This window comes from Nodularia sp. UHCC 0506, assembly GCF_034931045.1.
In the GTDB taxonomy this organism is placed as follows: Bacteria; Cyanobacteriota; Cyanobacteriia; order Cyanobacteriales; family Nostocaceae; genus Nodularia.
Genome location: NZ_JAYGHH010000001.1, coordinates 144188 through 170765 on the forward strand (window position 1 = coordinate 144188; position 26578 = coordinate 170765).

General features: G+C 41.6%; 26 protein-coding genes, 1 other RNA gene and 1 pseudogene. 15 read left to right on the forward strand and 13 right to left on the reverse strand.

What is annotated here, in order from left to right; all coding sequences use genetic code 11:
• Window positions 1-281 precede the first annotated feature (281 nt).
• From corA to VB654_RS00705, 6 genes are all read left to right on the forward strand, one after another.
• Window positions 282-1430 carry a magnesium/cobalt transporter CorA gene (gene corA, locus VB654_RS00680; protein ID WP_323211339.1) on the forward strand — a complete coding sequence of 383 codons (1149 nt, stop codon included), beginning with the start codon at window positions 282-284 and terminating at the stop codon, window positions 1428-1430.
• A 50-nt stretch (window positions 1431-1480) separates the two neighbouring features.
• A complete protein-coding gene (locus VB654_RS00685; protein ID WP_323211340.1) occupies window positions 1481-2185 on the forward strand; it encodes a hypothetical protein in 705 nt (234 codons plus the stop codon).
• Between the two features lie 49 nt (window positions 2186-2234).
• An RNA gene (gene rnpB, locus VB654_RS00690) (RNase P RNA component class A) lies at window positions 2235-2626 on the forward strand.
• Between the two features lie 132 nt (window positions 2627-2758).
• Complete coding sequence (gene rnc / locus VB654_RS00695) at window positions 2759-3478, forward strand: ribonuclease III (RefSeq protein ID WP_323211341.1); 720 nt, start codon at window positions 2759-2761, stop codon at window positions 3476-3478.
• A 691-nt stretch (window positions 3479-4169) separates the two neighbouring features.
• Window positions 4170-4964 (forward strand): PEP-CTERM sorting domain-containing protein, encoded by a 795-nt coding sequence (locus tag VB654_RS00700; RefSeq protein ID WP_323211342.1) that lies wholly within the window; start codon window positions 4170-4172, stop codon window positions 4962-4964.
• Window positions 4965-5309: 345 nt separating this feature from the next.
• Window positions 5310-6338 carry a Gfo/Idh/MocA family oxidoreductase gene (locus tag VB654_RS00705; protein ID WP_323211344.1) on the forward strand — a complete coding sequence of 343 codons (1029 nt, stop codon included), beginning with the start codon at window positions 5310-5312 and terminating at the stop codon, window positions 6336-6338.
• Here the strand turns inward: VB654_RS00705 and VB654_RS00710 are convergent.
• Both VB654_RS00710 and VB654_RS00715 read right to left on the reverse strand, forming a co-directional pair.
• On the reverse strand, window positions 6333-6548 hold the full coding sequence (locus tag VB654_RS00710; RefSeq protein ID WP_323211345.1) for a hypothetical protein: 216 nt from the start codon (window positions 6546-6548) through the stop codon (window positions 6333-6335). The two genes, VB654_RS00705 and VB654_RS00710, sit on opposite strands and share 6 nt — an antisense overlap.
• Before the next feature lie 28 nt (window positions 6549-6576).
• Window positions 6577-8562 carry a sensor histidine kinase gene (locus VB654_RS00715; protein WP_323211347.1) on the reverse strand — a complete coding sequence of 662 codons (1986 nt, stop codon included), beginning with the start codon at window positions 8560-8562 and terminating at the stop codon, window positions 6577-6579.
• A gap of 267 nt (window positions 8563-8829) precedes the next feature.
• Here VB654_RS00715 and VB654_RS00720 point away from each other — a divergent pair, with 267 nt between their 5' ends.
• The 4 genes from VB654_RS00720 to VB654_RS00735 all read left to right on the forward strand — a co-directional run bounded on the left by VB654_RS00720 (window position 8830) and on the right by VB654_RS00735 (window position 11540).
• Window positions 8830-9561 (forward strand): RibD family protein, encoded by a 732-nt coding sequence (locus VB654_RS00720; protein ID WP_323211348.1) that lies wholly within the window; start codon window positions 8830-8832, stop codon window positions 9559-9561.
• 136 nt (window positions 9562-9697) lie between these two features.
• On the forward strand, window positions 9698-10882 hold the full coding sequence (locus tag VB654_RS00725; RefSeq protein ID WP_323211350.1) for a GNAT family N-acetyltransferase: 1185 nt from the start codon (window positions 9698-9700) through the stop codon (window positions 10880-10882).
• A gap of 134 nt (window positions 10883-11016) precedes the next feature.
• Entirely contained in the window at window positions 11017-11307 is a 291-nt protein-coding gene (locus VB654_RS00730) for a type II toxin-antitoxin system HigB family toxin (RefSeq protein WP_323211351.1), read from the forward strand.
• Window positions 11307-11540 carry a hypothetical protein gene (locus VB654_RS00735; protein ID WP_323211352.1) on the forward strand — a complete coding sequence of 78 codons (234 nt, stop codon included), beginning with the start codon at window positions 11307-11309 and terminating at the stop codon, window positions 11538-11540. The genes VB654_RS00730 and VB654_RS00735 overlap by 1 nt, the downstream gene beginning before the upstream one ends.
• A 5-nt stretch (window positions 11541-11545) precedes the next feature.
• Here the strand turns inward: VB654_RS00735 and VB654_RS00740 are convergent, their stop codons facing one another.
• Window positions 11546-11740: a hypothetical protein gene (locus VB654_RS00740; protein WP_323211353.1), complete on the reverse strand. Its 195-nt coding sequence runs from the start codon at window positions 11738-11740 to the stop codon at window positions 11546-11548.
• A 43-nt stretch (window positions 11741-11783) separates the two neighbouring features.
• Between VB654_RS00740 and VB654_RS00745 the strand changes: the two genes are divergently transcribed.
• Complete coding sequence (locus VB654_RS00745) at window positions 11784-12260, forward strand: universal stress protein (RefSeq protein WP_323211354.1); 477 nt, start codon at window positions 11784-11786, stop codon at window positions 12258-12260.
• Window positions 12261-12610: 350 nt separating this feature from the next.
• On the opposite strand, the gene VB654_RS00750 is transcribed toward VB654_RS00745, so the two are convergent.
• The 7 genes from VB654_RS00750 to acsF form a co-directional block, all read right to left on the reverse strand.
• Entirely contained in the window at window positions 12611-13684 is a 1074-nt protein-coding gene (locus VB654_RS00750; RefSeq protein ID WP_323211355.1) for a tetratricopeptide repeat protein, read from the reverse strand.
• 119 nt (window positions 13685-13803) lie between these two features.
• Window positions 13804-14961: a tRNA preQ1(34) S-adenosylmethionine ribosyltransferase-isomerase QueA gene (gene queA / locus VB654_RS00755; RefSeq protein WP_323211356.1), complete on the reverse strand. Its 1158-nt coding sequence runs from the start codon at window positions 14959-14961 to the stop codon at window positions 13804-13806.
• Window positions 14962-14990: 29 nt separating this feature from the next.
• A complete protein-coding gene (prmA, locus tag VB654_RS00760) occupies window positions 14991-15911 on the reverse strand; it encodes a 50S ribosomal protein L11 methyltransferase (RefSeq protein ID WP_323211358.1) in 921 nt (306 codons plus the stop codon).
• 107 nt (window positions 15912-16018) lie between these two features.
• Complete coding sequence (gene serA / locus VB654_RS00765; RefSeq protein WP_323211359.1) at window positions 16019-17599, reverse strand: phosphoglycerate dehydrogenase; 1581 nt, start codon at window positions 17597-17599, stop codon at window positions 16019-16021.
• 225 nt (window positions 17600-17824) lie between these two features.
• Complete coding sequence (locus tag VB654_RS00770) at window positions 17825-18820, reverse strand: 2-dehydropantoate 2-reductase (RefSeq protein WP_323211360.1); 996 nt, start codon at window positions 18818-18820, stop codon at window positions 17825-17827.
• A 69-nt stretch (window positions 18821-18889) separates the two neighbouring features.
• Entirely contained in the window at window positions 18890-20296 is a 1407-nt protein-coding gene (locus tag VB654_RS00775; protein ID WP_323211361.1) for a collagen-like protein, read from the reverse strand.
• Window positions 20297-20504: 208 nt separating this feature from the next.
• Entirely contained in the window at window positions 20505-21581 is a 1077-nt protein-coding gene (acsF, locus tag VB654_RS00780; RefSeq protein WP_323211362.1) for a magnesium-protoporphyrin IX monomethyl ester (oxidative) cyclase, read from the reverse strand.
• A gap of 545 nt (window positions 21582-22126) precedes the next feature.
• On the opposite strand from acsF, the gene VB654_RS00785 reads away from it, so the two are divergent.
• Complete coding sequence (locus tag VB654_RS00785) at window positions 22127-22627, forward strand: TM2 domain-containing protein (protein WP_323211363.1); 501 nt, start codon at window positions 22127-22129, stop codon at window positions 22625-22627.
• Here the strand turns inward: VB654_RS00785 and VB654_RS00790 are convergent.
• Window positions 22624-23253: a DUF2996 domain-containing protein gene (locus VB654_RS00790; protein WP_323211364.1), complete on the reverse strand. Its 630-nt coding sequence runs from the start codon at window positions 23251-23253 to the stop codon at window positions 22624-22626. The genes VB654_RS00785 and VB654_RS00790 overlap by 4 nt on opposite strands.
• 110 nt (window positions 23254-23363) lie before the next feature.
• Between VB654_RS00790 and VB654_RS00795 the strand changes: the two are divergent.
• Window positions 23364-23538 (forward strand): annotated as a pseudogene (locus tag VB654_RS00795) (type II toxin-antitoxin system HicB family antitoxin).
• Between the two features lie 77 nt (window positions 23539-23615).
• On the opposite strand, the gene VB654_RS00800 reads toward VB654_RS00795, so the two are convergent.
• Together VB654_RS00800 and thrC are read right to left on the reverse strand one after the other, a co-directional pair.
• Window positions 23616-23891 carry a MoaD/ThiS family protein gene (locus tag VB654_RS00800; protein WP_089093423.1) on the reverse strand — a complete coding sequence of 92 codons (276 nt, stop codon included), beginning with the start codon at window positions 23889-23891 and terminating at the stop codon, window positions 23616-23618.
• 91 nt (window positions 23892-23982) lie between these two features.
• Window positions 23983-25287 (reverse strand): threonine synthase, encoded by a 1305-nt coding sequence (gene thrC / locus VB654_RS00805; protein WP_323211610.1) that lies wholly within the window; start codon window positions 25285-25287, stop codon window positions 23983-23985.
• Window positions 25288-25600: 313 nt separating this feature from the next.
• Here thrC and VB654_RS00810 point away from each other — a divergent pair, with 313 nt between their 5' ends.
• Together VB654_RS00810 and VB654_RS00815 are read left to right on the forward strand one after the other, a co-directional pair.
• A complete protein-coding gene (locus VB654_RS00810) occupies window positions 25601-26044 on the forward strand; it encodes a DUF2267 domain-containing protein (RefSeq protein WP_323211611.1) in 444 nt (147 codons plus the stop codon).
• Window positions 26045-26069: 25 nt separating this feature from the next.
• The gene (locus VB654_RS00815) at window positions 26070-26447 is read left to right on the forward strand and encodes a DUF2267 domain-containing protein (protein WP_323211367.1); all 378 of its coding nucleotides are present in this window, start codon (window positions 26070-26072) and stop codon (window positions 26445-26447) included.
• Window positions 26448-26578: the final 131 nt, after the last annotated feature.

The following is a 26578-nucleotide window of genomic DNA, read 5'->3' on the forward strand; positions in this document are numbered from 1 at the left end:
ATGTAAATATTTTGTTAGCAGTTTGTCTTGTGACGGCAAACTGTTTTTTTATACCCTTGCCGATTCGGAGACAATGAAATGATATGATAACCGCTTGCATACTGATGTTATATTTGACAAAACTAGGTCATTTATCAATCACATCCTGATATTCAAACTTGTAAAATTTCTGACAAAAGGTTAAATAAATACAGCTACTTTTTTAGTATGAAGGAGCCAAAATCCAAAAGTGAAATTTTTTGACCAATGACCAATGACTAATGACCAATAAGTAAAACTGTATGGTAAGAAAAATTCGCCGTATACCCAAAGCAGTGAAAAAGTTCTACAGAAAAGAATTTTATCACCAACCAGGAACGCTTCCAGGAACTATCATCGTTGATATCAATGCTGAAGAACCCAAAATTTGTTTGTTTGACTATAACCAAAATAACTGCATTCGCAAACAAATAGTAGTTCCTGAAGAATGTACTACTTATCTACATCAAGAATCTGTCTCTTGGGTAGATGTACAAGGATTAGGAAATCAAGACATACTACAACGATTGGGTAAAGTTTTTGAATTACATCCTCTAGTTTTAGAAGATGTAGTCAATATGGGAGAACGTCCTAAAATTGAAGATTATGAAGACCAATTACTCATCATTGCCCACATGGTCGTTCCCATGGAAAATAACTGTGGTTATTACAGCGAGCAAGTGAGTTTCGTATTGGGAAAATATTATCTGCTCACAGTCCAAGAAGAACCAGAACATGATTGCTTTGAAGACGTGAGGTTAAGAATTGATCGAAGTAAAGGGAACATTCGCAAACAAGGGGCTGATTATTTAGCTTATGCCTTGTTAGATGCAATTATTGATGGCTTTTTTCCAGTACTGGAACTGTATGGAGAGCGGCTGGAAGAATTAGAAGAGGAAGTAATACTTAATCCTACCCGAAAAACACTACAACAAATCTATCAAGTTAGGCGAGAACTTCTGCAACTACGTCGTGCTATCTGGCCGCAGAGAAATGCCATTAGTTCTTTAATTAGAGATGGTAGTAAACTCATAGGAGCAGAAGTGCAAATTTACCTACGAGATTGTTACGACCATGCAGTACAAGTTATGGACATGGTGGAAAATTACCGGGAACTGGCATCTGGATTAATGGATGTTTATTTGTCGTCTGTGAGTAATAAAATGAATGAAATTATGAAGCTGCTAACGGTAGTTTCTGCTATTTTTATTCCATTAACTTTTGTGGCTGGAATATATGGTATGAATTTCAATACCGAAAAATCTCCATATAATATGCCTGAATTGAATTGGTATTGGGGCTACCCAATTTGTTTGGCTGTAATGGCTGCGATCGCCTTTGGTTTGCTATTCTTTTTTTGGCGACGAGGCTGGCTTAAAGATTCTTCCACAATTAAGCAAGATTGGAAATAGCTTATGAGTCCCATATACAAATCTTCTATAGGGAGTTAATATTCTGATTTATGAGTAATGGTGATCAAAATTTAGTTGTTTTGACCCTTTATATTATTGGCGTTTCTTACGTCTTTAATCGTATGGTCGAGTCTATCGACGATAAAGTAAAATTTGATTTCAAAAAAGCAGTTGTTGATGAACAACTTAAAGAACAAAATCTGCAAGACAAGATTGGGGTTTCTTTTAAATTTCAACCCTCGTATGCTGTGGATGATGTCAAAGATTTATCGTTGAGTATCGATAATAAATCTGAGAATATTGCTATATATGTTGACTGGGACAATAGCTCTTTAGTTGTCGAACATAGCAAGCAATCGCGCCGAGTCATTCGCAAATCACCAGATTTGACCCGTGACTTAGCTGTTCCGCAAAGTCCTAGTTTGATTGCTCCTCAAAAAACACTTTCGGAAACAGTCACAGCAGAAGATGTCTTTGTACGTGATAAAGATACCGGAACCTACTCAGCGACCAAACCCATAATTAATATTACCGGACTCAGCAAAGCTGGGCCACCGCAAAAAAAGTTATATAACGACTTTATGAACGAAAGAAAGGAGTTGGAATTTTCACTACAGCTAGTGTTACGCATCTCTGAAGTCCGTGTAGGTTTAGCCCCAGGTCAAAATATCCCACCGATGTGCATTATTAATTGTCCCTTCACCATTAGAAAATTACCCTGGACTTATGCTCTGCCTTGGAAGAAAAAGAAGTAATCCGAACCGGACACATCATGCCATCCCAGATTACACTGGAGTTAGGGAGGGAGTAGGCGCAGGCGGTTGCAGATTAGTCGGAATGACTGGTTTGAGGAAAGTCCGGGCTCCCGAAAGACCAAACTTGCTGGATAACGCCCAGTGCGAGCGATCGTGAGGATAGTGCCACAGAAAGATACCGCCATCTTCAGTGAACTGATCACTGAAAATGGTAAGGGTGCAAAGGTGCGGTAAGAGCGCACCAGCACAACCGAGAGGTTGTGGCTCGGTAAACCCCGGTTGGGAGCAAGGCGAAAGGAAACTATGGTTGGTCTTTTACCAGTTTCCAAAAGTAGAGCCGCTAGAGGCGTTTGGTAACAAGCGTCCCAGATAGATAACTGCCCTCAAAAGTGTTTTTAAACACTGGCGAGAACAGAACCCGGCTTATGTCCGACTCTCTCCCTCTTTTTAAGTGCTGAGTGCTGAGTGCTGAGTGCTGAGTCCAGAAAGTTCTGAGTAAAGACAGTTCTGAGTAAAGACAGTTCTGAGTGCTGAACAAGTTTCCCCTGCCCCCTGCCCCCTGCCCTCCTGCCCATGACACTTGTTTATCCACGCCGTCAGAGACAGCTTGAAAGTTTAATTAGAAAGTTAGGTTTACCACCAGGTCTACCCATACAGTGGGATCTGTTGGATTTAGCTCTGACTCATCCGACTGTTTCCGAATCGGCAAATTATGAACAGTTGGAGTTTGTCGGTGATGCTGTGGTGCGACTCGCGGCGGCGATAGTTTTATGGGAAACATATCCTGACTGCCCAGTAGGAGATTTTGCAGCAATTCGTTCAGTTTTGGTCAGCGATCGCATCCTCGCTCAACTGGCAAGAGAATATGGTTTTGAACTATACTTACTTGTCGCTGGTAGTGCTACAAGTGATAAAGTTGGTCAAGAATCACGCTTGGCAGACGCTTTTGAAGCTGTGCTAGGTGCGCTTTACCTCAGCACAAACAATCTAGAATTAATTCGTCCTTGGCTCGATTTTCACTTAAAAAAGTTAGCAACGGAAATTCGCCTCGACCCCGCTAGACTTAATTACAAAGCTGCCCTGCAAGAATGGACACAGGCAGAATTTAAAGTTTTGCCTGAGTATCGGGTAAGAGAAGTTAATCAAGCTAACCAAAACCAAGAGCGTTTCGCTGCTGAAGTTTGGCTCTATGACAACAAACTAGGTGAAGGTAAAGGACGTTCCATCAAAGCTGCTGAACAAGCCGCAGCTAAAGTAGCTTTCTTAGCAATTTCTCAGCCGGAAAATTCTTAATCTCAACATTTTCAAACAATTTTCCCAACTTGAAATCCTATCTTTTACCTCACACCTAAGTTTTTATACGGTAATTATTCTGATAATTTTTCCGGCTATGTGGCTATGCTAAGTGAATAAACGGAATTAGAAGTTTATGCAACATTGATTCAATTAAAAATTAGTAGAAAATCTACTTAATTTTCCTTATAAAGAGCAACTTAATGGCTTTTTTTTCAGAAACAAAAGTAAAATGTCTTGTCAGTATCAATGTTTATGGCTATACTGCAAATGTAATGTTAGTTCAGTGATCGTAAACAATTAATTGCTCGCTAAAAATACCATCAAATATGTAAAAAGATGTCATAAACTTTCTAGGAACAGGGCAAAGCTACACAAGTCAAGCAAGTTTGTAGATTTTGATTAAATTCCTGTATTTGGTGGAAAACCATTGCTAAAAAAGCATCAGAGAATCAAATGAACTGAGGGTAGCGTTGCTATGCCGATAAATACTGATGGCAATAGTGCAGTTTACTTCATTTGAAAAAAATAAATACAACACTGGGAATTAATTGTTAGTTCAGTCAGTAGAAAGATTTTGACTAGGCCAATTTTAGATTTAAGATTAGCCATTTGAGTTCATTTAGTCCATTTTTATGGACTCAAAATTAGCGTGTTTTTTTAGATAGGTGATTAGAGGAGGAAATCTTTCATGAAAATCAGTACACCATCTGCAAAATTTGGTTTGAAAGTTGCAAGTAGCAATTTTTTAGCTATAACAATGCTTGCTTTCAGTAGTGCCAGTGCTTTTGCAGCGCAATTATCAATTCAAAGTACTGTCACATTATCAGGCACCATCGAGCTTCCGAGTTTTAATCCCAATTTCAATAATAGAACCACTCGTATTCCTACAGATAGCCAAGGGAGATATTACCGAAATAATCAACTTGTATACCAGTCAAATCAGGTAAAGAGAGATGCTGACGGGACTTACTATGTCGATTTTAAAGGTATTCCTTTTGTATCCTTAGACGGGGTTCTCAATTCACCAATTCTTGCTGGTGGTCAGTTGACACCTTATAATTATCAGGGTAATCCGGCTTTGCCAGGAGTAAAATTTCAAGGCGTAGTTCAGGATGAATTTGTTCTCGGCAGAGCCTTTTACGACGGTATTCTGACTGACCCCAGCACAGGTAAGCGGTATGAAGGCGAGTTTAGAATTAGTGGATTTAGCCCACGATATAGCAACCCTAACGGTGGCAATTTTCCCACAGTTTTTGATTTTAAATCTGATATTCCAGGATCACCAACCATAACATCTTTATCTTTAGATAATTTCGCGGTGAGTTTTAATGTCACAGTCGAAGGAGAGGGAGTGGAAATTATCTCAGAACCACCCAGCGATGTAACTTCTGTACCAGAACCTGCCACTGTCGGTGGTTTATTTTTAGCAGGTATTATGGGTTTGTTCGTAAAACGGAAATCAGCCTCAATTGCCAGACATTAAGGAATTGCCAATAAATAAACGACCAAGAAAAACCAACCAATTACCCAAAAGATGATAATTATTGAGCAGTTACAGGAAGTGATGACTTAAGATAACCACTTACCTTGTTTCTTCTTGAACTCTCTGACCGAAGAAAGGCAGAAGGCAGAAATATAATTTTTGCCCTCTGCTATCAGGGTAACAAACCCCTAAATTTATTGATGAAAAAATCAAGAAAAGTTAGGAATAAAGTCTTGCATTAAGGGCTAAAGCCCTGACTACGAGCTAAGTTATAATATTTTTAAGTTTGTTCACATAGTTAGGTTTATTCTCGTCAGGTTACTTAAATAATTAAGAATCAATCAAATGAAAATAGCTGTCATTGGTGTGGGACGTTGGGGAGTACATTTACTGCGGAATTTTTTAGCACATCCTCAAGTGAATGTGGTGGCGGTAGTAGACCCCCAAGCAGAAAGATTGGCAGCAGTAAAGCAACAGTTTAATTTAGATGAAAATATATTTTTGACTACTGAGTGGTCAGATTTACAGCAAGTGGCAGGATTGACAGCAGTGGCGATCGCTACTCCAGCTACGACCCACTATACTTTAATTAAAGATGCCCTCAATCTGGGATACCACGTTTTAGCAGAAAAGCCCCTAACTCTAGACCCAGCAGAATGTCTGGAACTTTGCCAAATTGCAGAGCAACAGCATTTAATCCTAATGGTTGACCATACTTATTTATTTCATCCAGCTGTTGAGCAAGGGCAAAGTGTTGTTAAGGCAGGTACATTAGGTAATTTACGTTACGGCTATGCTACACGTACCCACTTAGGGCCAGTCCGGCAGGATGTTGATGCTTTGTGGGACTTGGCGATTCATGATATTGCCATTTTTAACAATTGGCTGGGTCAGATACCAGTGAAAGCACAGGCTACTGGTACGGTGTGGTTACAGGGAGCAGGAAATGGGGAATTTAACAACTCTGTATCAGGATTAGCAGATTTAGTCTGGGTAACGCTGACATACCCAAATGCCTTTCAAGTATATATTCATCTGTGCTGGGGAAATCCTGATAAACAGCGTCGGCTGGCGGTTGTGGGTAGCCGTGGTTGCTTGATTTTTGATGAAATGTCCACTGCATCACCTTTAACTCTGTTACATGGTGAGTTTGAAGGTCAGGGAAATCAGTTTTTACCTGTAAATCAAAAATCAGAGGTGCTGGAAGTAAGAACAGGTGAACCATTGCAGCGAGTTTGCGATCGCTTTATTCTCAGTATGATCCAAAATACTGCCCCAGACATCTCATCTGGTTGGGTAGGCACAGAATTAGTAAAGATTCTCTCTGGTTTGACAGCATCTCTGAACCAAGGTGGACAGCCTGTTGTTTTATAGCAAAGTGCTGAGTGCTGAGTGCTGAGTGCTGAGTGTTGAGTGCTGAGTGCTGTGTGCTGAGTTTTGAGTGCTAAGTGCTGAGTGTTGAGTGCTGTGTGCTGAGTGTTGAGTGCTGAGTGTTGAGTGCTGTGTGCTGAGTGCTGAGTGCTGTGTGGGGAAAGTTCTGAGTGCTGAGTATAATCTAGTGATTTCAAGATTTCGAGCAATCAACCAGTTTCAAAGCACCTGATCTATTGTTTTACCGATTCTGGATTTCTCCTAATTGCAAAAGTTTATCACTATCTTCTAAAACTGGTAGTTCAGAACTTTCAGTATCTAATCCTGTTGGCTGAGATTCATTCCCAGAAGCCTTCAAATTTCCTTCTGTGGCGGGAACTGTTAAGAGAGTGCTATTAATCATCGACAATGTAATCTTTACAGTTGTGCCTTGGTTTATCCCCGCACTTTCCAAAGTAATGCTACCTCCCATCAGTTCTATTAAATTGCGGGAAATTGCTAGTCCTAGTCCTGTACCTTCAACTTTGCGTGCGCCTCCATCTAACATCACAAAAGGGCGAAATAGTTTGTGTTGCTGGGCTGGTTCGATACCTAAACCTGTGTCTGTGATGCTGACAATCACCTGAGACTCTTTAGTAATTGTTGTAGTAATTGTGATGTTTCCTTGGTCGGTAAACTTAGTAGCATTGCCAATAATATTAATTAATACCTGCTTTAACTTTGCTGCATCCGCTTCTACGGGAATCATGGCATCACCTAAAGCCGTTTTAAACTGCAAACCTTTGGTCTGCACATTTACTGATTGTAAATTAATCACTTCCAGCAGCACTTGTCGGAGGTCAATAGGTGCTGTCACCACGGAAAGCTTACCTGCTTCAATTTTGGAGATATCTAGCAGCTCATTAATAATACCTAGCAAGTGAATAGCTGTTTCGTCGGCACGTTTAAGAAACTCTATTTCTTCTTCCCGGCTATCACACAAGCCATCGTGAACTACACGCACACAGTTAATAATTACATTTAGGGGATTTCTCAATTCATGGGAAGTGGTAGCCAAAAACTGACTTTTGATTTGGTTAGCGCTTTTTGACTCTTTCCAAGCAATTTCTAGTTCTTCTGCCCAGGCTTTGAGTCTTTCTACCATTTGATCCATTGCTTGCGCCAGTTGATTGAATTCGCGGATTTTGAAATTGCGTGGGACTGGTTGTGCAGCGTGATGGCTGTGAAGATTTAGGGCATAGTCTCGCAATTCTTCTAAAGGATTGGCTAGGTAAGGGGCTAGATATAAAGATGCTAACAAACTCGCACCAATCAAACCAACTGTTAAAACTATTAAAATCAATTTAATTTCTTCTAAACCTAGCAGCGCATTATCTACCGTGGTGACAGCTAGGACTATCCATTTTTGTCCTTGCTCTTTTGTAATGGGGTTAGCAATAGCTGTATAACCAACTATTAGTTCTTTACCTTCTTGAGAGGGTATATTGATGGAATTACTTTCTCCCGCGATTGCATTTTTGACAATGTGTTGTAGTTGGGAAATATCTGGGTATTCTTGAATATTTTTCCCCACTAGTTCTGCGGATGGGTGTGCTAAAATCGTCCCGTTTTCAGCAATTACTAGGGTAGAGCCAGTTAAGGAACCCGGCTGATTTGTAGTTTGTTTGTATATTACTGATCGAATACTTAAGACAGATCGCATTTCCCTGTTGCGACTGTCAACCGGGATAGATAGCAATAATTGTAGCTGATTTTGGGGATTTTTCTTACCTGTGGTTCCTGCCTTGGGGGGGAATATTTTTGTGATATTAATACTTTCTTCTTCATCAGGAAAAGATAAACTTAATTCGGCAATTTTTTGATTACCACAACTACTAGCAATAATTTTAGTATTTTGCAGGTTAGTTAATTGTAAACACTCAATGTGTGTAGGCAATTGTTGTGCTATCTGAGTGAGATATTCTTCTACTTCATTAGTTGAGCCAGACTGAATGATTGTTGTTTTACTGACAGTTAACAAGTAAGTTTTGAGGGTAGCGATCGCATTAGCCATTTTCTCACCTTTGGAGATAGCACTCTCTGTGAGATTTTGACTAGCAGTTCTCAATAGGCTAGATTTAGCCTTATTCAAAGCCACAATCTCCCCCATCAACAAAACGGGGACCAATAACAGCAAAATTCTTGTTACTAAAATACGTCGAAAGGAGGATTGACGAAGTTTAGCCATCGAGTATCTCACTTCGCATCTGTAAACCACAAAAGTAACGATGTGCAATTAGAACATAGAACAGATCAAGGAGATATTCTGCTAAGTGATGAAAATTATCTTGTCCACCCTCAAAAGTTGCAAATGCTGAAAGTATAACCAGAAATCAGTCATACAAGAACTGATATCAAAAAGATGTGAACTTGACTGGTGTTGCATATAGATACCGTTATAAAATTGCTAAACAGTAGCTTGCGGGCAAATATTTTTTTTAATCAAACCAACCCCATGATGCAACTTCGTCCTCATACCACAGTAGTTTTGGCAATGAGTGCAGATGGTAAGATAGCAGATTTTAAGCGATCGCCTGCTCGGTTTGGTTCGGGGGCTGATAAAACACACCTGGAAAAACAAATTGCTGCCTCTGATGCCGTTTTACTAGGTGCTGGTACTCTTCGTGCTTACGGTACAACACTCACCGTATCACAACCAATCCTGCTGCAACATCGAATAAAACAGGGTAAGCCCGCCCAGCCGGTTCATATAGTTCTTACACAATCTGCTGATCTCAATCCGGAGATTAAGTTTTTTCAACAGCCGATTGAACGCTGGTTGCTGACGACAACAAAAGGGGCAGGTTTTTGGCAAACAAGAGAACAGACATTTCATTCCACAGAGTTAACACCCGTACAGGAGTGTACTGCCAAATTTAATCAGATTATAGTTTTTGACACACCAACGGGAAAGGTTGACACATCTGCGGCTTTGCAACACCTGACATCTCTACATATAACACGGTTAGCGGTATTGGGAGGAGGTGAATTAGTAGCTTCTATGTTGCAATCAGATTTAATCGATGAATTTTGGCTGACAGTTTGTCCATTAATTTTAGGAGGTGCATCTGCGCCAACACCAGTAGAAGGTGTAGGATTTTTATCTGAATTAGCTCCCAAACTAGAACTTTTAGAAGTTGAGCAAGTTAAGCAAGAAGTCTTTCTGCACTATCGCCTGCAACGATGAGCAAATTAGATTAGGCTAATAGTCATTAGTCATTAGTCATTGGTCATTAGTCATTAGTCATTAGTCATTAGGAAGTCACAACCTTTTCCCCCTGCTCCCTGCTCCCCTGTCCTTTATTCCCTAGAAAAGCCCCACAATGGTGGAACAAATCAAGCCTCGCTACTCTAGCCTTTGGATTAACAAAATCGTAGAAGTACCCCAAGATGCCTGGGATGCTTTAGCAATGCCACTGGAAACGCCGTTTTTAGAATGGGATTGGCTGAATAATCTCGAAATTTCCCAGAGTGCTACAGCTAAAACTGGCTGGTTGCCAAATCATCTGACACTTTGGCGAGATAGAACGTTGATTGCTGTTGCGCCACTTTACCTCAAAGGTCATAGTTATGGCGAATTTGTCTTTGATCACCAATGGGCAGAATTAGCTGATCGTCTTGGAGTACGGTATTATCCGAAATTGCTGGGAATGACTCCATTTACCCCGGCGGAAGGTTATAGGTTCTTAATTGCGCCTGGGGAAGATGAGGATGAAATTACAGCCATGATGGTGCATGAAATCGATTCTTTCTGCACTAAGAATAAGATTTCTGGTTGTCATTTTCTCTATGTCGATCCCCAATGGCGGGTGGTGCTAGAACGGCAAGGTTTTGCAACTTGGTTACACCATAGCTACATTTGGGAAAATGTGGAGTTTAAAAATTTTGATGATTATTTAAAATTATTCAACGCCAATCAGCGCCGCAATATCAAGCGAGAACGCAAAGCTGTGGAAAAGGTAGGTTTACGACTACAAGCAGTCACAGGTGATGCTATTCCTCAGTCTTTATTTCCTTTGATGTACAATTTCTATGCTGATACTTGTGATAAGTTCGGCTGGTGGGGTAGTAAATACCTGACAAAGCAGTTTTTTGAACAGCTACACACTAACTATCGTCATCGTGTGGTGTTTTTCCCGGCGTATCATGAAGAAAATCAGGATCAACCTGTGGGGATGTCCTTTTGTTTATTTAAGGGCGATCGCTTATATGGACGCTACTGGGGTAGTTTTCAAGAAATAGACTGCTTACACTTTGATGCTTGCTACTATACACCAATTGAGTGGGCGATCGCTAACGGTATTCAAAGCTTCGATCCCGGTGCTGGCGGACGACACAAAAAACGCCGTGGTTTTCCTGCTATGCCTAATTACAGTTTGCACCGCTTTTACAATAGTCGTTTAGACCAAATTATTCGCCCTTATATTCGGGAAGTTAATCAATTAGAACAGCAGGAAATGGCAGCGATTAACCAGGATTTGCCTTTTAATCAGGATACAAACAAATAAGCTGATGCGCCTCCTTGTTTATGAGGGAGTGACAAATTCAAAAATACTCAACCACCTAGCGGAAAAAATCTCTTTATTTCTTGGAAGTCCCTAAAGAAACATATAAGTTGGATGCATGAAATATATAAATATAGATGATGCATATCATTACCAGAAAAAGGCTGAATGAATTTGTCAGACTCCATCCAGATACAAATAACGCTTTGTCTCAGTGGTATCGATTAGTCAAGGTAAATCAGTTTGGATCATTTGCGGCACTTCGTGAGATGTTTCCATCAGCAGATCAAGTCGGTAAATTAACAGTGTTTAATATTAGTGGTAACAAAGTTCGACTGATTGCCGCAATTCACTACAACCGCCAAAAACTCTACATACGAGCTGTGTTGATGCATCCAGAATATGATGAGGGAAAGTGGAAAGAATAATGCAAAGTTTCAACCTTAATCAAACCGTCACTGCTTGGTCTTCCATTGCTGAAAATGTTTTTGTTCCTCACAAGGAAGAAGAATATGAACGCTTGGTTGAAATGCTTGATTGTCTGATCGATCAAGTTGGTGAAGATGAGAGTCATCCCCTTGCGTCTCTCATGGAAGTCATCGGAGTCTTAATTGAAAACTATGAAACTGAACACATTCCTCAGTTAGAGGAAATTGTATAACTTTACTAGATGAGGATGGTGCGTTGCGCTGGGCGACAACACACCCTACTGGAATACTGTTCGGGAGTTGTGGAGGTAGGCCATTCGTCAATATAAACTGGTACGTAACCAGGAGGAAGTCTCTGAAATTTAGGAGCTTCAGACCCTTGCTGTGCCGTATTAAATTGTTGTACCCAATAATCTATTAAAATAATGTACAAATTGCGTGATTAACTACTGACTAATAACTAAAGATTTTTAATTATGTTTAACAAAATTTTAGTTGCACTGAATACCAATGCAATTGGGCAACAGATTTTTGAACACGCCCTAACTTTAGCAACAGCCAGCAATGCCGAATTGTTATTGTTACACGTCATTTCACCTTCTGATGATGGTTATCTCGATGCTTCCACAATGGAAACATACAGTGTTTATGACGATGTGAACTATTATGTAAATCAATGGGAAAGTTTAAAACGAGAAGGAATTGAATTTTTAACACTGCTCAAGAGTCAAGCGATCGCCAAGGGGATAGCATCTGATTTTACCCAAAAAATAGGTGAACCAAGCCCCACTATTTGTGAAGTAGCCCGTAGTTCTCAAGCTGATTTAATTGTTTTAGGCCGTCGGGGACTCAGTGGCATCAATGAATTTTTCTTAGGTAGTGTCAGTAATTACGTATTACACCATGCACCCTGTTCTGTATTGACAGTCCAAGGTGTAAGAGCTATTTTGTAAACTCCAGCAAAATCTTTGTTCGGTAAAGGTTGGGGGCAAATGAGTAATCGCACAGCGTAACTTTATTATACGATTGCTCATTTAGCCCTGGTCTTAATTGCGACTGGCTGAATAAATGTAAAACCCAGATAATCAAAGGTTTGAGGCTGATAAACCCGAAAGTAGGTGCAAGGCTTCGCTGTGAGCGTCAGCCGAACGTTTTTTGAAGGGTGTACCATCAAAAGTGTGAATTTTGGGTTGCATAAATTGAGAAAATTTGGGGATAACTGTTCCCTGTTCCCTATTAAAATGGTGCATGACGCTGGTTGACAACACACCCTGGACTACTGTTCGGGAGTTGTGGAGGTAGGCTATTTATCAATATAAACGGGTACGTAACCAGGAGAAAGCCTCTGAATCAGTATATTGCCTGAAGTAGTTGCATTTTGGGTGGTAGTAGCTGTTGGAGTAGCTTGACGCTGTTGTTCGATCACTTGGGCAATTTTCTGCATTAATTGCTCGACTTTTTGGGATTCCTCAAGGTTGCCTTGTTCCTGGTATGCTGTGTGGGCGCGTTTCAATAACCTGTTGGCTTGATGAAGTTCACCTTGATTGTATAAAATCACTCCCAAGTTATAAAAAGCTTCAGGATTCTGACGATTGAGGCGAATACCTTGCCGATAAACTTCTATAGCTTCTGTTGTTTGACCTTGAATTGCCTTGAGACTGCCTATGTTATTGTAAGCCCTGGCATTTTGAGGATCAAGTGCTACGGCTTTTTTATAGGAAGCGATCGCAGATTCTATTTGTCCTTCTTTCTGCTGGGCGATCGCTAAGTTAAAATAAGCCTTGGCATTGCTGTTATCTAAATTTATCGCTTCTTCATAAGCGGCGATCGCTTCTTCTACTTGTCCTAATTCGTACAGTGCCAAACCCAAATTATACTGCGCGTCTGAAATTGTAGGATCAATCACTAAAGCTTGTCTATAAGCAGTAATTGCGGCTGCTTTTTGTCCTTGTCGGTGCAATGCTAACCCCAGATTATAGTAGGCTTCACCCAGATTAGGATTAATTCTGACCGCCTCTCCATATTCTTGCACTGCTAGATCCAGACGATTTTGCATCAGTAAAATATTACCCAGATACTTTCGTGCCATACCAAGGTTAGAATCACGTTCTAAGGCTAGACGAAAGGCAGATTCAGCACCTTGTAAATCGTTACGGTTATAGCGTGTGACTCCTTGCTGGTAAAGGCTTGCTGTTTCTAAATCCTGAGAAATTGGTTTTTGTGCCAGTAGCTTGCTTCCTGGTAATTCCATAATTGTCGGTGCAGCAAACACCAAAAAGGTAGATGCAGCACAGAGAAGTCCTAAATGTGGTTGCCGCCAATTGATCACCGAGTAATACCAGCCAAACCACTGACGAATTTTATGCTGTTTATACATAAGTAGCAACTCTGTACTTTTTTTGAACCCTATAATTTAGAGTACCCATTACGAAAGCAAAAATTAATAATTAACAATTAAAAACTTGTAGAGATGCCATAAATTGCGTCTTCTTGTCTCTAAAGAATGAGCATCGCATCACCAAAGGAATAAAAACGATATTTTGAGGCGATCGCTTCTTGGTATATTTTTAATAAACGTTGTCTACCAATTAACGCACTTACCAACATCAGCAAACTAGAACGTGGTAAATGAAAATTAGTAATTAGTCCATCTACTACCCGCCATTCATAACCGGGATAAATAAATAAGTCTGTTTTGCCACAAAATGGTTGTAAATCTCCAGATTTAGCTGCCCCTTCTAAGGCACGGACTGCTGTTGTTCCCACGGCAATGATTCGACCACCAGCCGCTTGAGTGGCGCGGATTTGTTCCACTGTGGCGGCAGGAACTGAAATCCATTCTTCGTGCATTTGGTGGCTAGTGACATCTTCTATTTCTACTGGGCGAAATGTGCCTACGCCAACGTGTAAAGTAATGAAAGCTTGATTAATGCCGCGATCGCGTAACTTTTCTAGTAATTCTGGGGTAAAGTGTAATCCAGCCGTAGGTGCTGCGATCGCTCCTGGCTGTTGAGCATAAACTGTTTGATATTGTTCATCGGCGGCAGTGGATGCCGTAATATAAGGCGGTAGGGGTATTTCACCAAATTGATCTAACACTTCCACCAGAGGTTTGCCTCCAGGCACATCAAACCGCAATAAACGTCCTCCCGTAGCTGCGTCTGTTTCTAAAACTGTAGCGATGAGTTGAGTGGGTAGTGGCTGACAATGCTTTTGATTGCTATTTTCTAATCCCCTGGGTTCAAAAATAATTTTGGCTCCTGGTTTGAAGCGTTTTCCTGGTTTAACTAGAGCTAACCAACAATTATATTGTCTTTCTTCTAATAGCAAAACTTCAATTTCCGCACCAGTACATTTACGGCCATATAGCCGAGCCGGAATAACTTTTGTATCATTGACTACCAATAAATCACCAGTACGTAATAGCTCTGGTAAATCTCGAAAAATATAGTGTAGAGGTGCAGTTTCTTGACCTGTTGCGGGAGAATTGACTACTAATAAACGGGAACTATCTCTGGGAAATACGGGATTTTGGGCAATAAGTTCGGGTGGTAATGTGTAGTTGTACCCTGCTAATGAACGATCTAGATTTACGTCTTGTGCCTCTGTTGGAGAAAGTTCATTTGAATTAGTGTGTGTTATTTCTGACTCCATTGAATTCATCGCATTTTAAATTATTAGCGCTAAGAACGCCGCACATTTAAGCAGCACCATTCTTTCTTTTTCCACAGGGTAGCAACAATCCAACCATTTTCTTCTAATACATCAGCAACAGCTGTAGATTGTTCGAGTAAAATACCGCTAAAAATTGCCCAAGTATCTGGTTTAGCGATCGCACTCATTTGTGGAACCAATTGAATGATTATATCAGCCAAAATATTACAGACAATACCATCCACTGGCTGATCCACCAGTTTGAGGATCATGTCTACACTACCTTCTGCTGATACTAAGCGTTCTGGGTTAATGTCGTTAAGAGCGCGATTGCTGAAGGTTGATTGCACCGCTAAGGGGTCAGTATCTACTGCATAGACTTTTGCCGCACCCAATAGTAATGCGCCAATAGAAAGTATACCAGAACCACAGCCGATATCCGCAATTACCAACGGTTTGTGTTGATCACTTTTGTCGGCAAAAGCCGCAGGTACTTCACTTAACCGCATTTCTAGGGATTCCAAACATAATTGAGTTGTGGGATGATTACCAGTACCAAATGCAACCCCAGGGTCAAGACGAATTACTAACCTTTCTGTTGTTTCTGGTAAGGATAGCCATGCAGGATTAATTAAAAAGCGATCGCCTATTTCTTCAGGTTTCCAGTATTGTTTCCAGCTAGTAGCCCAATCTTCCTCATCAATTAACTCCCAATTCAAGGTAGGAATAGACAATCCTACACAAAGAGCATCTTGACGCAACCACAGCGACAGCGCCGCTAAATCTAGCAATTGTGCTTGAATTCTCGGTAGATAAGCTTTGACGAGACAGACATTACCTTGACTTTCACTCGCTGTACCACGGCTACTAAAATCTTCCAGTCGCCACAAGACTGACTCTTCTAGCGCTGGATCACATAAAATCTGTAGTTCCCACCAAGTGTTTGCCATTTTTTAGTGCTGAGTTCTGAGTGCTGAGTTCTGAGTCTAAAAGAGTGATGAGTGGAACAGATTTATGAATTACTCCTAACCTTTTTCTTCACTCAGCACTCAGCACTTTATAAAGTTACTGTGTATGCGTCCCTAATTCCAGCTACTTTGACAATTTCTGCCAAAATGCCATCGGGTAAGGGATCATCGATACTGAGAGCCATTACCGCATCACCACGGACAATTTTACGGCCTACCTGCATACTGGCAATGTTGACATTAAAACTGCCCAATAGGGAACCGAGTTTGCCGATAATTCCTGGCATATCGCGGTGCAAGGTAAACAGCATATATTTGCTGGGTGGGACATTAATGGGGAAACCATCAACATCGGTGAGATGAATTTCTTTGTCGCCTAATAAAGCGCCTGTGACAGAATGAGTACCTAAAGTACCTGTAGCTTCCAGGTGCAATGAGCCGGCGTAGTCGCGAGCTGAGGCATCACGGGTTTCAATTACTCGAATTCCTCGCTCTTTAGCTTCTATGCTGGCGTTGACATAGTTTACTCGTTCCCGCAGGGCTTGGTAAAGTAATCCTTTTAGGGAAGCGACAACCAAAGGCTGACTCTTGTTGCTGGCTAGTTCACCTTGTAGTCGGACAGTCAGTGATTCCACCCGTCCACCAGCCAATTGTCCCACCAAGTTACCGAGGGTTTCGGCTAGTTGCATATAAGGCTTGAGTTCTTCTAGCACATCGGGGCCAAATCCAGGGATATTGACTGCTGAACGTGCGGGTAATCCTAAGAGAACATCGCGGATTTGTTCGGCGACATCAATGGCGACATTTACTTGTGCTTCCGTTGTGGAGGCTCCTAAATGGGGGGTGAGGATGATTTCTTTACCGAGCGATCGCAAATCAGATTCACCCAGTGGTTCCGACTCGAACACATCCAAGGCTGCACCTTTAATTTGACCTTCTTTAATCGCTACTGCTAAAGCAGCTTCATCAATGATACCACCACGGGCGCAGTTGATAATTCTGGCAGTGGGTTTCATTTTTGCCAAAGTTGTGGCGTTAATTAAGTGGGTGGTTTCAGGTGTTTTGGGGATGTGCAGTGTGATATAGTCTGCTTGCTGCATCAGTAAATCCATCTCTACCAACTGACAGCCAAGTTGTTCGGCGCGTTCTGTAGAGATAAAGGGGTCATAAGCTAGTAGTTTCATCCCCATTGCTCTAGCTACAGTGGCTACATGGGAACCGATTTTGCCCAAGCCGACAACACCGAGAGTTTTCTTATAAACTTCCGCGCCGACAAAGGTTTTACGATCCCACTCACCGCTTTTAACGGAAGCGTTAGCATCAGGAATGTGACGAGATAACGATAACATCATCGCCAGGGCGTGTTCGGCGGCGGCGATTGTGTTACCTTCGGGAGAATTGACAACGACAATTCCTCGGCGGGTAGCTGCGGGAACATCGACATTATCCACACCCACACCGGCGCGACCGATGATTTTTAACTGAGTTCCAGCTGCAATAATTTCTTGTGTAACGCGCGTACCAGAGCGAATCATCAGCGCGTCATATTCACCAATAATTTCGATCAGTTCTGCTGGTTTTAGACCTGTTTTGACATCTACAGTAGCTACTTGGGTGAGAATGTCAATTCCAGCTTGGTCAATGGGATCGGAGACGAGAACCTTAGACATGATTACTTCATTTCTTTTAGAGTTACAGGTTTTGCTGCACAAGACTTTTTAGTTTAGTCTTTATCTGTGGCAATTCAGCAAAAGTTAAGCATTTTCATATCAACCTCGTCTTCACTCACCTTTGACGGTGAATGTAATCAATTGCAGAGATAGTAGGTTATTTGTGCCACCCTTTCGGTAATATAAACCATGACTAGGGTTTTATTCGCTAAAAACCTCATATTTTTATAAAATTCTTTCCCGGCTAGAAATCAGAGTTTGTTCTAGTAATTTGACATTAGCATACACCGTATCCATGTAGGGTGTAGGGATCTGGGTGAGTTTGCCCAGTTCAATCACTGCTCCTAAGATGGATTCTACCTCTGTTGCCCGACCCGCCTCGATATCTTGGAGCATAGAAGTTTTATGAGCGCCGACTTTTTCCGCCCCATTGATGCGCTGTTCTAAACTGATACCGAATTCAATACCGAGTTTTTCGCCGATGGTTTGGGCTTCCATCATCATCTGCCTGGCCAGTTCACGAGTCAAGGGGTATTGGGCAATTTGCTCTAAAGTTGCACGAGTTAAGGCACTGATGGGATTAAATGCCAAGTTTCCCCATAATTTTAGCCAGATTTCTGTTCTAATATTAGACCGCACTGGGGCTTTGAAACCTGCTTTTTTGAAGCTTTGAGCTAGTTTTTGAATGCGTTCGGTTTTGGTATTGTCGATTTCTCCCAGACTCAAGCGATCACCTTCAATGTGACGAATTACTCCTGGTGACTGTATTTCTACGGCTGGATACACAACACAACCAATTACCCTGTCTACATCAATGTTGTTTGCAATTATGCCATCTGGGTCAATAGCGTGAATTTCTTGTCCTTCATATTCACCACCATGCTTCTGGAAGTACCACCAAGGAATCCCATTTTGGGCAGTAACCACCATTGTATCAGGATTGTAGAGGGATGATAGAGCCGGGGCTATGGCAGGTAAACTCTGAGCTTTGACAGCGAGGATGACGACATCTTGAGGACTGACCTGATTGATCTCACTAGTGGCTAAAGATGGATTTACTACATACTTTGACCCATCAGCCATGATCACCTCAAGACCCTGGTTTTGAATTGCCTCTAGATGCTGTCCACGAGCAATTAAGGTGACTTCTTCCCCTGCTAGAGCTAGTTTAGCGCCTAAATACCCACCGATAGCACCCGCACCTACGACACAGATTTTCATAAACGATTTCGCTATTCCTTAGACACGGTTGTTCGCGTCTCTACCTATGTTAAGGGTTTGTTCATCCTATTATGATCTAGGATTGCGGATAGCACCTCGCCAGTTAATTGTTTGTTTTGCAGAACGTTTCCCCAAGGTGCGAGTAGCCACCACCTCAATATCAACATTTACGCCAGGGCGTAGGGCATGATCAGGAATTTTTAGCTTTCCCAAAGCTAAGATAAAACGGTTATAGTCACGGGTAACAAGTTCTGCGGGAATCACCCCTTGGTATACAGTTGTGTAATTGGATGACTGAGCAAATCTATCTTGCGCCCGGAATTTAACCTGAAATTGAGTTTGAATGACTGCTGATTTTGCTGCCAAATCGACAATATTTAATTTGAGGTTTTCCCCAGCCTCCGCAAACTCTGCTACTGCTAATCGCGTGACATCTTTTTGGGAAATCGCATGGTTAACGGTAAATGTAGTCAAGTTAGCTTCAGTTTGAGAACTACCTGCAACCCATAAATCATCAGCAAAGGTAACTTCTACCTGTTCGCTATCAGTTAAACTAGCGGTTACAAATTGATTGTTAAAGCTAGTTATGGGTTCTTTTTCAGCCCAAACTAATTGAAAATCTGTTTCTAGGCGTTTTGCAAATTCCCGATACTCATCCGCAATTACAGAACCAGGAGCAAGTAAAGAGTTTCCTCCCTGGCGGAGATGCCACTGGTTTCGAGAAAGGTTAAATTGCTGACCTATCAGTTGAGAAATTGGTAACTTTAAAGTTGGATTATCGGTTGCTAAAGTTTCCTGACTGTTAATAATACGCAATTTTCCTAAGCGGCCTTGACTACCATTCCTGCCATTGATCCCATTATTTCCAATTCTGCCGTCATAACACCTGTAACGCCGCTTTGTGCATTTATAATCAGGATTCCCAGGGGTTCCTGTACAAGTTTCTATTTCCCAACTTCGTCTATGACATCTACAACCATAAGCACCCCGACCACCCCGACCACCCCGACCTCCGTCTCCTGGGTTAGCTACGGCAAAAATTTTCTGCAAGTCTGCTAAGTTAGTGTAATAGAGTGTGAGCGAGCCACCATTCCCCCCAATACCCCCATTACCACCATTCCCGCCAGTACCGCCACTGGGTGCATAGATATCATGGTGTGTTTTGTCACCCTGATGATGACAGTCAGGTCTATAACCACGTCTGCCATTTTCACCATCTTCACCATTTTCACCAGACAGGTCAAGTTTTACAGATGAACCATCGACAAAAATAGTTTTGTCCTCACCATCTCGACCATTTCTGCCAGAACGCCCATCTGTACCGCTACTTCCGTCTCTGCTATGGTTTCTACTAACTGGATCGTATTTGGTATGGGCAAAAACTGGACATAAGACTGAGCCAGAGGCAGGCAAAAAGCTAGTAAATAAGCTGAAAATTACTAAAAGTGGCAGCTTACGCCTAAAACTTCTGTGCATCAGGGTAAACCTCAATTGTGTCAGTCAGTCTTGACGCTGATGTTCCCAATTTTGCTCCCAAATAAAAAAAGTGGCTCTGTTATGCACAAAACCACTCAATCTGACAAAAAATTTAGTTTTCTCACTTAGTACAACACAGTGTAAATAAGGCGACTATTCCAAGTCAATAAAAAGCCTATAGAATAAAATTTTTGACTTCACGGCGGTACTAGCGTACTCCGCCATGAGTCGCAACAGTATCAATGGGTTTCATTAAGTACAACCGGAGGAACTGCCAAGCATGAGAGAGATAAATTGGGGCTTTCTGGAAGAATTGGAAGAATTTGGGGGTTTTAGACTTGGCGATCGCTGCCAATTTTTCGTTATTCTGAATACAGGTATCTAAACGCTGATAAAATTCGGGATTCTCCACATCCAGCATCAAAGGAAATACCCTACCAGCATTTTCATTGGTCTTTTTAATCACGTGGATGTCGTATTCCCGTGCATCTAGTCCAATGGCAGCATAAAAATCTTGACGCTGGATGTCATTAAGATACATAGTTGCAAACACTGACAACAGGAAGAAGCGACTCCAAAGCTTGGCCTTCCAATCATTCAACATTTGTGGCTGGGATCTCATAATCGCGTCAAAGAAATCTCCATGACGGTTTTCATCCTGACACCAGTTTTCAAAGAATCGGAAAATTGGGTAAATTCTATCTTGAGGATTTGCTTCTAAATGACGATAAATGGTGATATAGCGCCAATAACCAATTTTTTCAGAAAGATAAGTCGCGTAGAAGATGAATTTTGGCTTAAAGAAGGTGTAGGAGCGACTCTTGGTTAAAAAACCTAAATCTAAGGACAGATTGAAGTCTGACATCGCTTTGTTTAAAAAGCCTGCATGACGAGCTTCATCTCGTGACATCAGGTTAAAGCACTCGGCTAATACTGGGCTGTTACCCTTCAAACGACGGCCGAGTTCTTTATAAAGCAAAAACCCGGAAAATTCGGCTGTGCAAGAACGTTCGAGGAATTCTACAAATAATTGGCGAGTTTCTCCGTCAATGTGATCCCAGGATTGCTCAAATTCGGCATCTCGAACGAAGTGATGGCGGTTGTAGTCAACACGGAACTCTTCGAGAATGGCTTGTAACTCGTCTTCGTTGACGGATATATCCATCCGTGCCATTTCATCAAAGTCTGTGGTGTAAAAACGTGGTGTTAACAGGGTTTCTTTTGCCGGGGTTTTCACACCTGGCCGCATTTCTTCAAAGCCTGGTTTTTTGAGGGAATCTACCATATCTAAATTGCTCTTTTGTCTTTATGATCTTGAGTACACCAGAGAGCTAACACCAATTTGTAGTTTATATCCTCAGACTCCATCAGGGTTTCCCATGAACGAGTATGAGGGTGATGCTCTCACAAGGCGCAGGAGACGAGAATAATTGATTTGTATAAAACTCAGTCTACCAATATGCAGCCTAGAATTTAGTATAGAAAAAGTTAAGAGTTGCAACAATATGTCAACGCTCAAGGAACCAACAATCAAGAATTAGTAGTCAAAATAGATAATCATGTCTATTGCAGTTCATAAATTTGTTAGAGTAGCATACACTGACCAATATTCATAAAATACGCTTATTTATGTAACTTCTTGTGGTTTTTATTACAATGGTATCAAGCGATTTTTCATCAGTTATTCACTTCAATTTAACCAATATTCGATGAATGGCGTGATTACTGAATCCGATTCAATTGCTTTGCCTGACCAAGCTGATTTACCAGAGAACAGCATCAATAATCCATCTTCAACAACAAGAAAAAATCCAAAGGGTTGAAAACAAGATGAATCCTGACAATAAGCAGCACAAAGACCGTCTTCTTGTTTCTTATATTTTGAGTGGAGCGTTTTTTTTCGTTGGATTAGGAGGGCTACATCGTTTATATAATGGCAAAATCGGAACTGGTCTTTTGTGGTTGTTTACTTTTGGTATGTTTGGTATAGGGCAGTGTGTGGATTTGTTGCTGATCCCTAATATGGTTGATGATTATGAACAAAACCTCAAAGCCAAAGCAGGTTTATCTTCCTTGGGTGTGCCTGTAAATCAACCTGCGATCGCTTCTCAAGTTTACCGCCCCACTGGTAATCAACTGATGATAGAACTGCTACAAGCGGCAGAAAAAAAGGGTGGTACTTTGACTGTAACTCAAGGTGTGAGTGCCACAGGTGCAGGCTTTGCGGAAGTAGAAGCTATGCTTAAAGAGATGTTGAAATCAGGTTATGTAAGAATAGACAACGACCCCATTACTGGAGCCGTTATTTACTGCTTTGACGAACTTAACTAATTTCTACCTAGCCACTTTTGACCGTTCAAACGCTGCACTAAACCAAATACTAAAAGGTCTAGTGTAATTCGGCGCTCATCAATTAAAAATGACTCAAGTGTGCTAGGTTTTTTACCTTCGTTGCAAGAAAAGCCCTTTTGACCAGTAATACTTTCATCTGGGAAATACAAGTTAAATTGGCGTTGACCATTTTGCCAACTACCAATAACTTGCCAGCATTCTTCAGCTGACTGAAAGCCAGCAATGGGAAGTTTTTGTTTCGCAAAAGCCAGCTGCAAATCTTCTACACCTTGATCCGCGATCGCTTGTTGTAAACTTGGCAAGTAGTGTTGCTCCATAAACTCTACAAAGGGCTTATCTTCTACTGCCGGGAGTTTTTCCTTTTTTGCGGCTTTGGCTGCGGCTGGGGGCTTTTCTGCCTTGGGTGGGGCAGTTTTTGTCGTAGCGGCGTTGGGGTTGACTTCTGGGTTCGCTGCTTTGGGATCTGGCGTGTTGGCAGTAGGAATATCTGTTGCTACTGGTTCGTCAGTGCTGGGAGCATTTTTTTTAGCGACAGTGGGAGCTTGTTTGTCAACAGTGCTGGGAGCCACTTCTCCCGATTGATTGTGATTTTTTTCTTCTGCCATTGCTCAGGTCAATCCTTTGTCTAGCTTTGGGAGCGATTTTACCTTCATTTTGACATAGGAGAGCTTGGCGATCGCTGTAAACTATAAAGTGTAACTAAAACTTCCATCCTTTGAAGCCTTTGCAAGACTACACCGCTTTGATTCGTCCCGATGACAATGGCACATTTGTGGCTGATATCCGGTGCGATTGTTGGTTGTCATGCTTGGGGAGAAACACCAGATGCAGCCCGTACCGAACTCGTTTATGTGTTTGAAATGATTCAGGAAGAATACGAACATACATAAAGTCATTAGTTTGGAGTTAATTACCCACAAGAAGCGGGATATGCAACCCACATAACTAATGACTAATGACTAATGAATCAACCACCAGCTACAGCCGGGACAATACTCACTTCATCACCATCTTTGAGTGGTGTCTCTATCCCGTCTAAAAAGCGGATATCTTCACTATTCACATAGAAATTTAAAAATCGCCGCGCTTGTCCTTTTTCGTCACATAACCGGGCTTTAATTCCAGGGCAGTTTTGCTCTAGAGAATCGAACAGTTCCGAAACATTACTACCACTACAGGTCAGGGTAGCTTGGTTATTTGTAAATTTTTGCAGCGCGGTGGGAACTAAAACTTTAACAGCCATAGAAGTAAAAATTTAAGAGTGAAAGGGGAGAGTTAAGAGTACAGTTAGCAGTTGAAAGTTAGGAAGAAAACCCTTAACTCACAACTTCTAACTATACGAGGACTTGTTGCCATTCCAAGCGGTCAAGTGTACGAGAGCGCTCTAAGGCACGTTCAAAGCTATCTAATTTAGCATCAATTGTCAAAGGTTCGCCGACGTAGCCTTGGACTGCTTCTTGGGTTTTTAAACCATTACCAGTGATATAAACTACTGTGGTTTCATCTGGATCAATCTTACCGGCTTCGACTAATTTTTTCAGGACAGCAATAGTTGTACCACCTGCTGTTTCTGTGAAAATGCCTTCGGTTTCTGCTAGTAACTTGATGCCTTGAATAATTTCGGCATCATTGACTGATTCAATATTACCGCCAGTTTTCTTGGCTAGTTCAACAGCATAAATACCATCGGCAGGATTACCAATTGCCAATGATTTAGCAATTGTATTTGGTTTCACTGGTTTAATAAAGTCGCGCCCTTCTTTAAATGCTTGGGCGATGGGTGAACAACCTTCGGGTTGAGCGCCACTGAAACGGACATCTTTACCTTCCACTAAACCAACTTCTACAAATTCTTGGAAACCTTTATAAATTTTGGTGAATAGTGAACCAGAGGCGAGAGGAGCAACTACATGATCTGGTAGTTCCCAACCGAGTTGTTCTGCAACTTCAAAGCCTAAAGTTTTGGAACCTTCAGAATAATAGGGACGTAAATTAATATTGACAAAACCCCAGCCGTGTGTATTAGCCACTTCCGAGCAGAGACGATTTACCTGGTCGTAGTTGCCCTTGACTGCCATCAGTGTCGGACTGTAGATTAAGCTACCCAGGATTTTACCTGCTTCTAAATCTGCGGGGATGAATACACAACAATCTAAACCGGCATGAGCGGCGATCGCTGCTGTAGAATTAGCCAAGTTGCCAGTACTAGCACAAGAAACGGTGGTAAAACCCAATTCACGCGCTCGGCTGAGAGCCACTGACACCACCCGATCTTTAAAGCTCAGGGTGGGCATATTCACAGCATCATTTTTAATATAAAGCTTATTTAAACCCAGGCGACGAGCCAGGCGATGGGAACGAACCAGGGGAGTCATTCCCGTTCCCACATCAATTACATTATCAGTTGCGACGGGCAAAAAGGGACGGTAGCGCCAAATAGAATTGGGACCGGCGGCAATTTTCTCACGCGTAATCGTCAGACGTAACTCACTGAAATCATACTTGACTTCTAGTGGGCCAAAACATAACTCACAGACATGACTGGCTTTAAGTTCGTATTCTGTACCACATTCTTTACACTTTAAAGCTTTTAAAGTCGAAGTTGTTGATTGGGTATCTTTGATGATTGCCTGAGTCATAAATGAAGCCTTCCCTGTTTTGTCAGTCAACTGTCGCCTGATACTAACACGAGTTAAAATACCCGTCAAACATACCCGACTATTTTTATCGGGTATAGCTTTGTCATCAATCTCACAATTAAGTTTAATCAAGACTCAATCCCTGAGACAGAGGGGTAAATCCGGCATCACACACCACTAGTCAGAGGAGACACAACTTCTAAATTTTTAGGATGGACTTGAGGACATGAAAAGCCTTGAATCCTGAAGAGGCGGGACTGATTCAGTGAGTCTCACCCATGCTAAGTCAAGGCATTTTACAGGAGCGATCGCTATGACAATGACAGGACTGGATATTTTTGATACAACAGTTCAGACCACAATTCCTTGGGTAAATGACTTGTGTAATAAGCTCGGCTGGGAAAGTAAGCACCAAGTATTTCAGGCGTTGCGTGCTACATTACACGCTTTGCGCGATCGCCTAACAGTAGCAGAAGCCGCACATTTAGGAGCGCAGTTACCCATTCTCTTAGGGGGATTTTATTACGAAAACTGGCGGCCTGGAGCTACCCCCACCAAAGAAAGGAATAAAGCCGCATTTTTGCAGCATATCCGTGATTACTTCCGCAACACTGACCCCGAAATTGATGCAGAAGGTGTCGTGCGTGCAGTATTCCAGCTACTGGCTGAACGCATTACCAGAGGCGAAATTGATGATGTGATCAATATGTTACCGCCGGCTTTGCGAGAACTCTGGCCTGAAGAAGTCCGAGCTTAATAGACAAATTTAGCGAGAAACACAGATGGAGTACGAAAAATTTGTTGACGCAGCTAGTCAGTTACCTTTTATCCCAGATCGAGAAACTGCTGATGCTGCGGTGAAAGCAGTTATTGGCATTTTAGCCAGCAAACTAGAAGATGATCAAGCGCACCAGCTTAGTGATAGTCTACCTGAACCTCTAAATTATGAAAGACTGCATTCTCACCAAATTAGAAAGTTACCTATTTCTGCTGATGAATATATTAATGTGATTTGCGAACAATTCAAATTGGATGATATTCAAGCTAGTCAGCTGATCCAGGAAACTCTGCGAGTTACCAAAGAAGCAGTCAAAGACAAAATAAATGAATTTACATCACGTCTACCTGCTGACTGGAGTGCTTTGATTGAAGCGGCTTAATGCTGAGAATTAAATTGGGAGAAAAAAGCGGTTGGCATATTAAACCAGCTGCTTTTTAATGTAGCTAAAAACTCAGATCAAGTCAGACTTGCTTGATTACGAATTACGAATTACGAATTACGAATTACGAA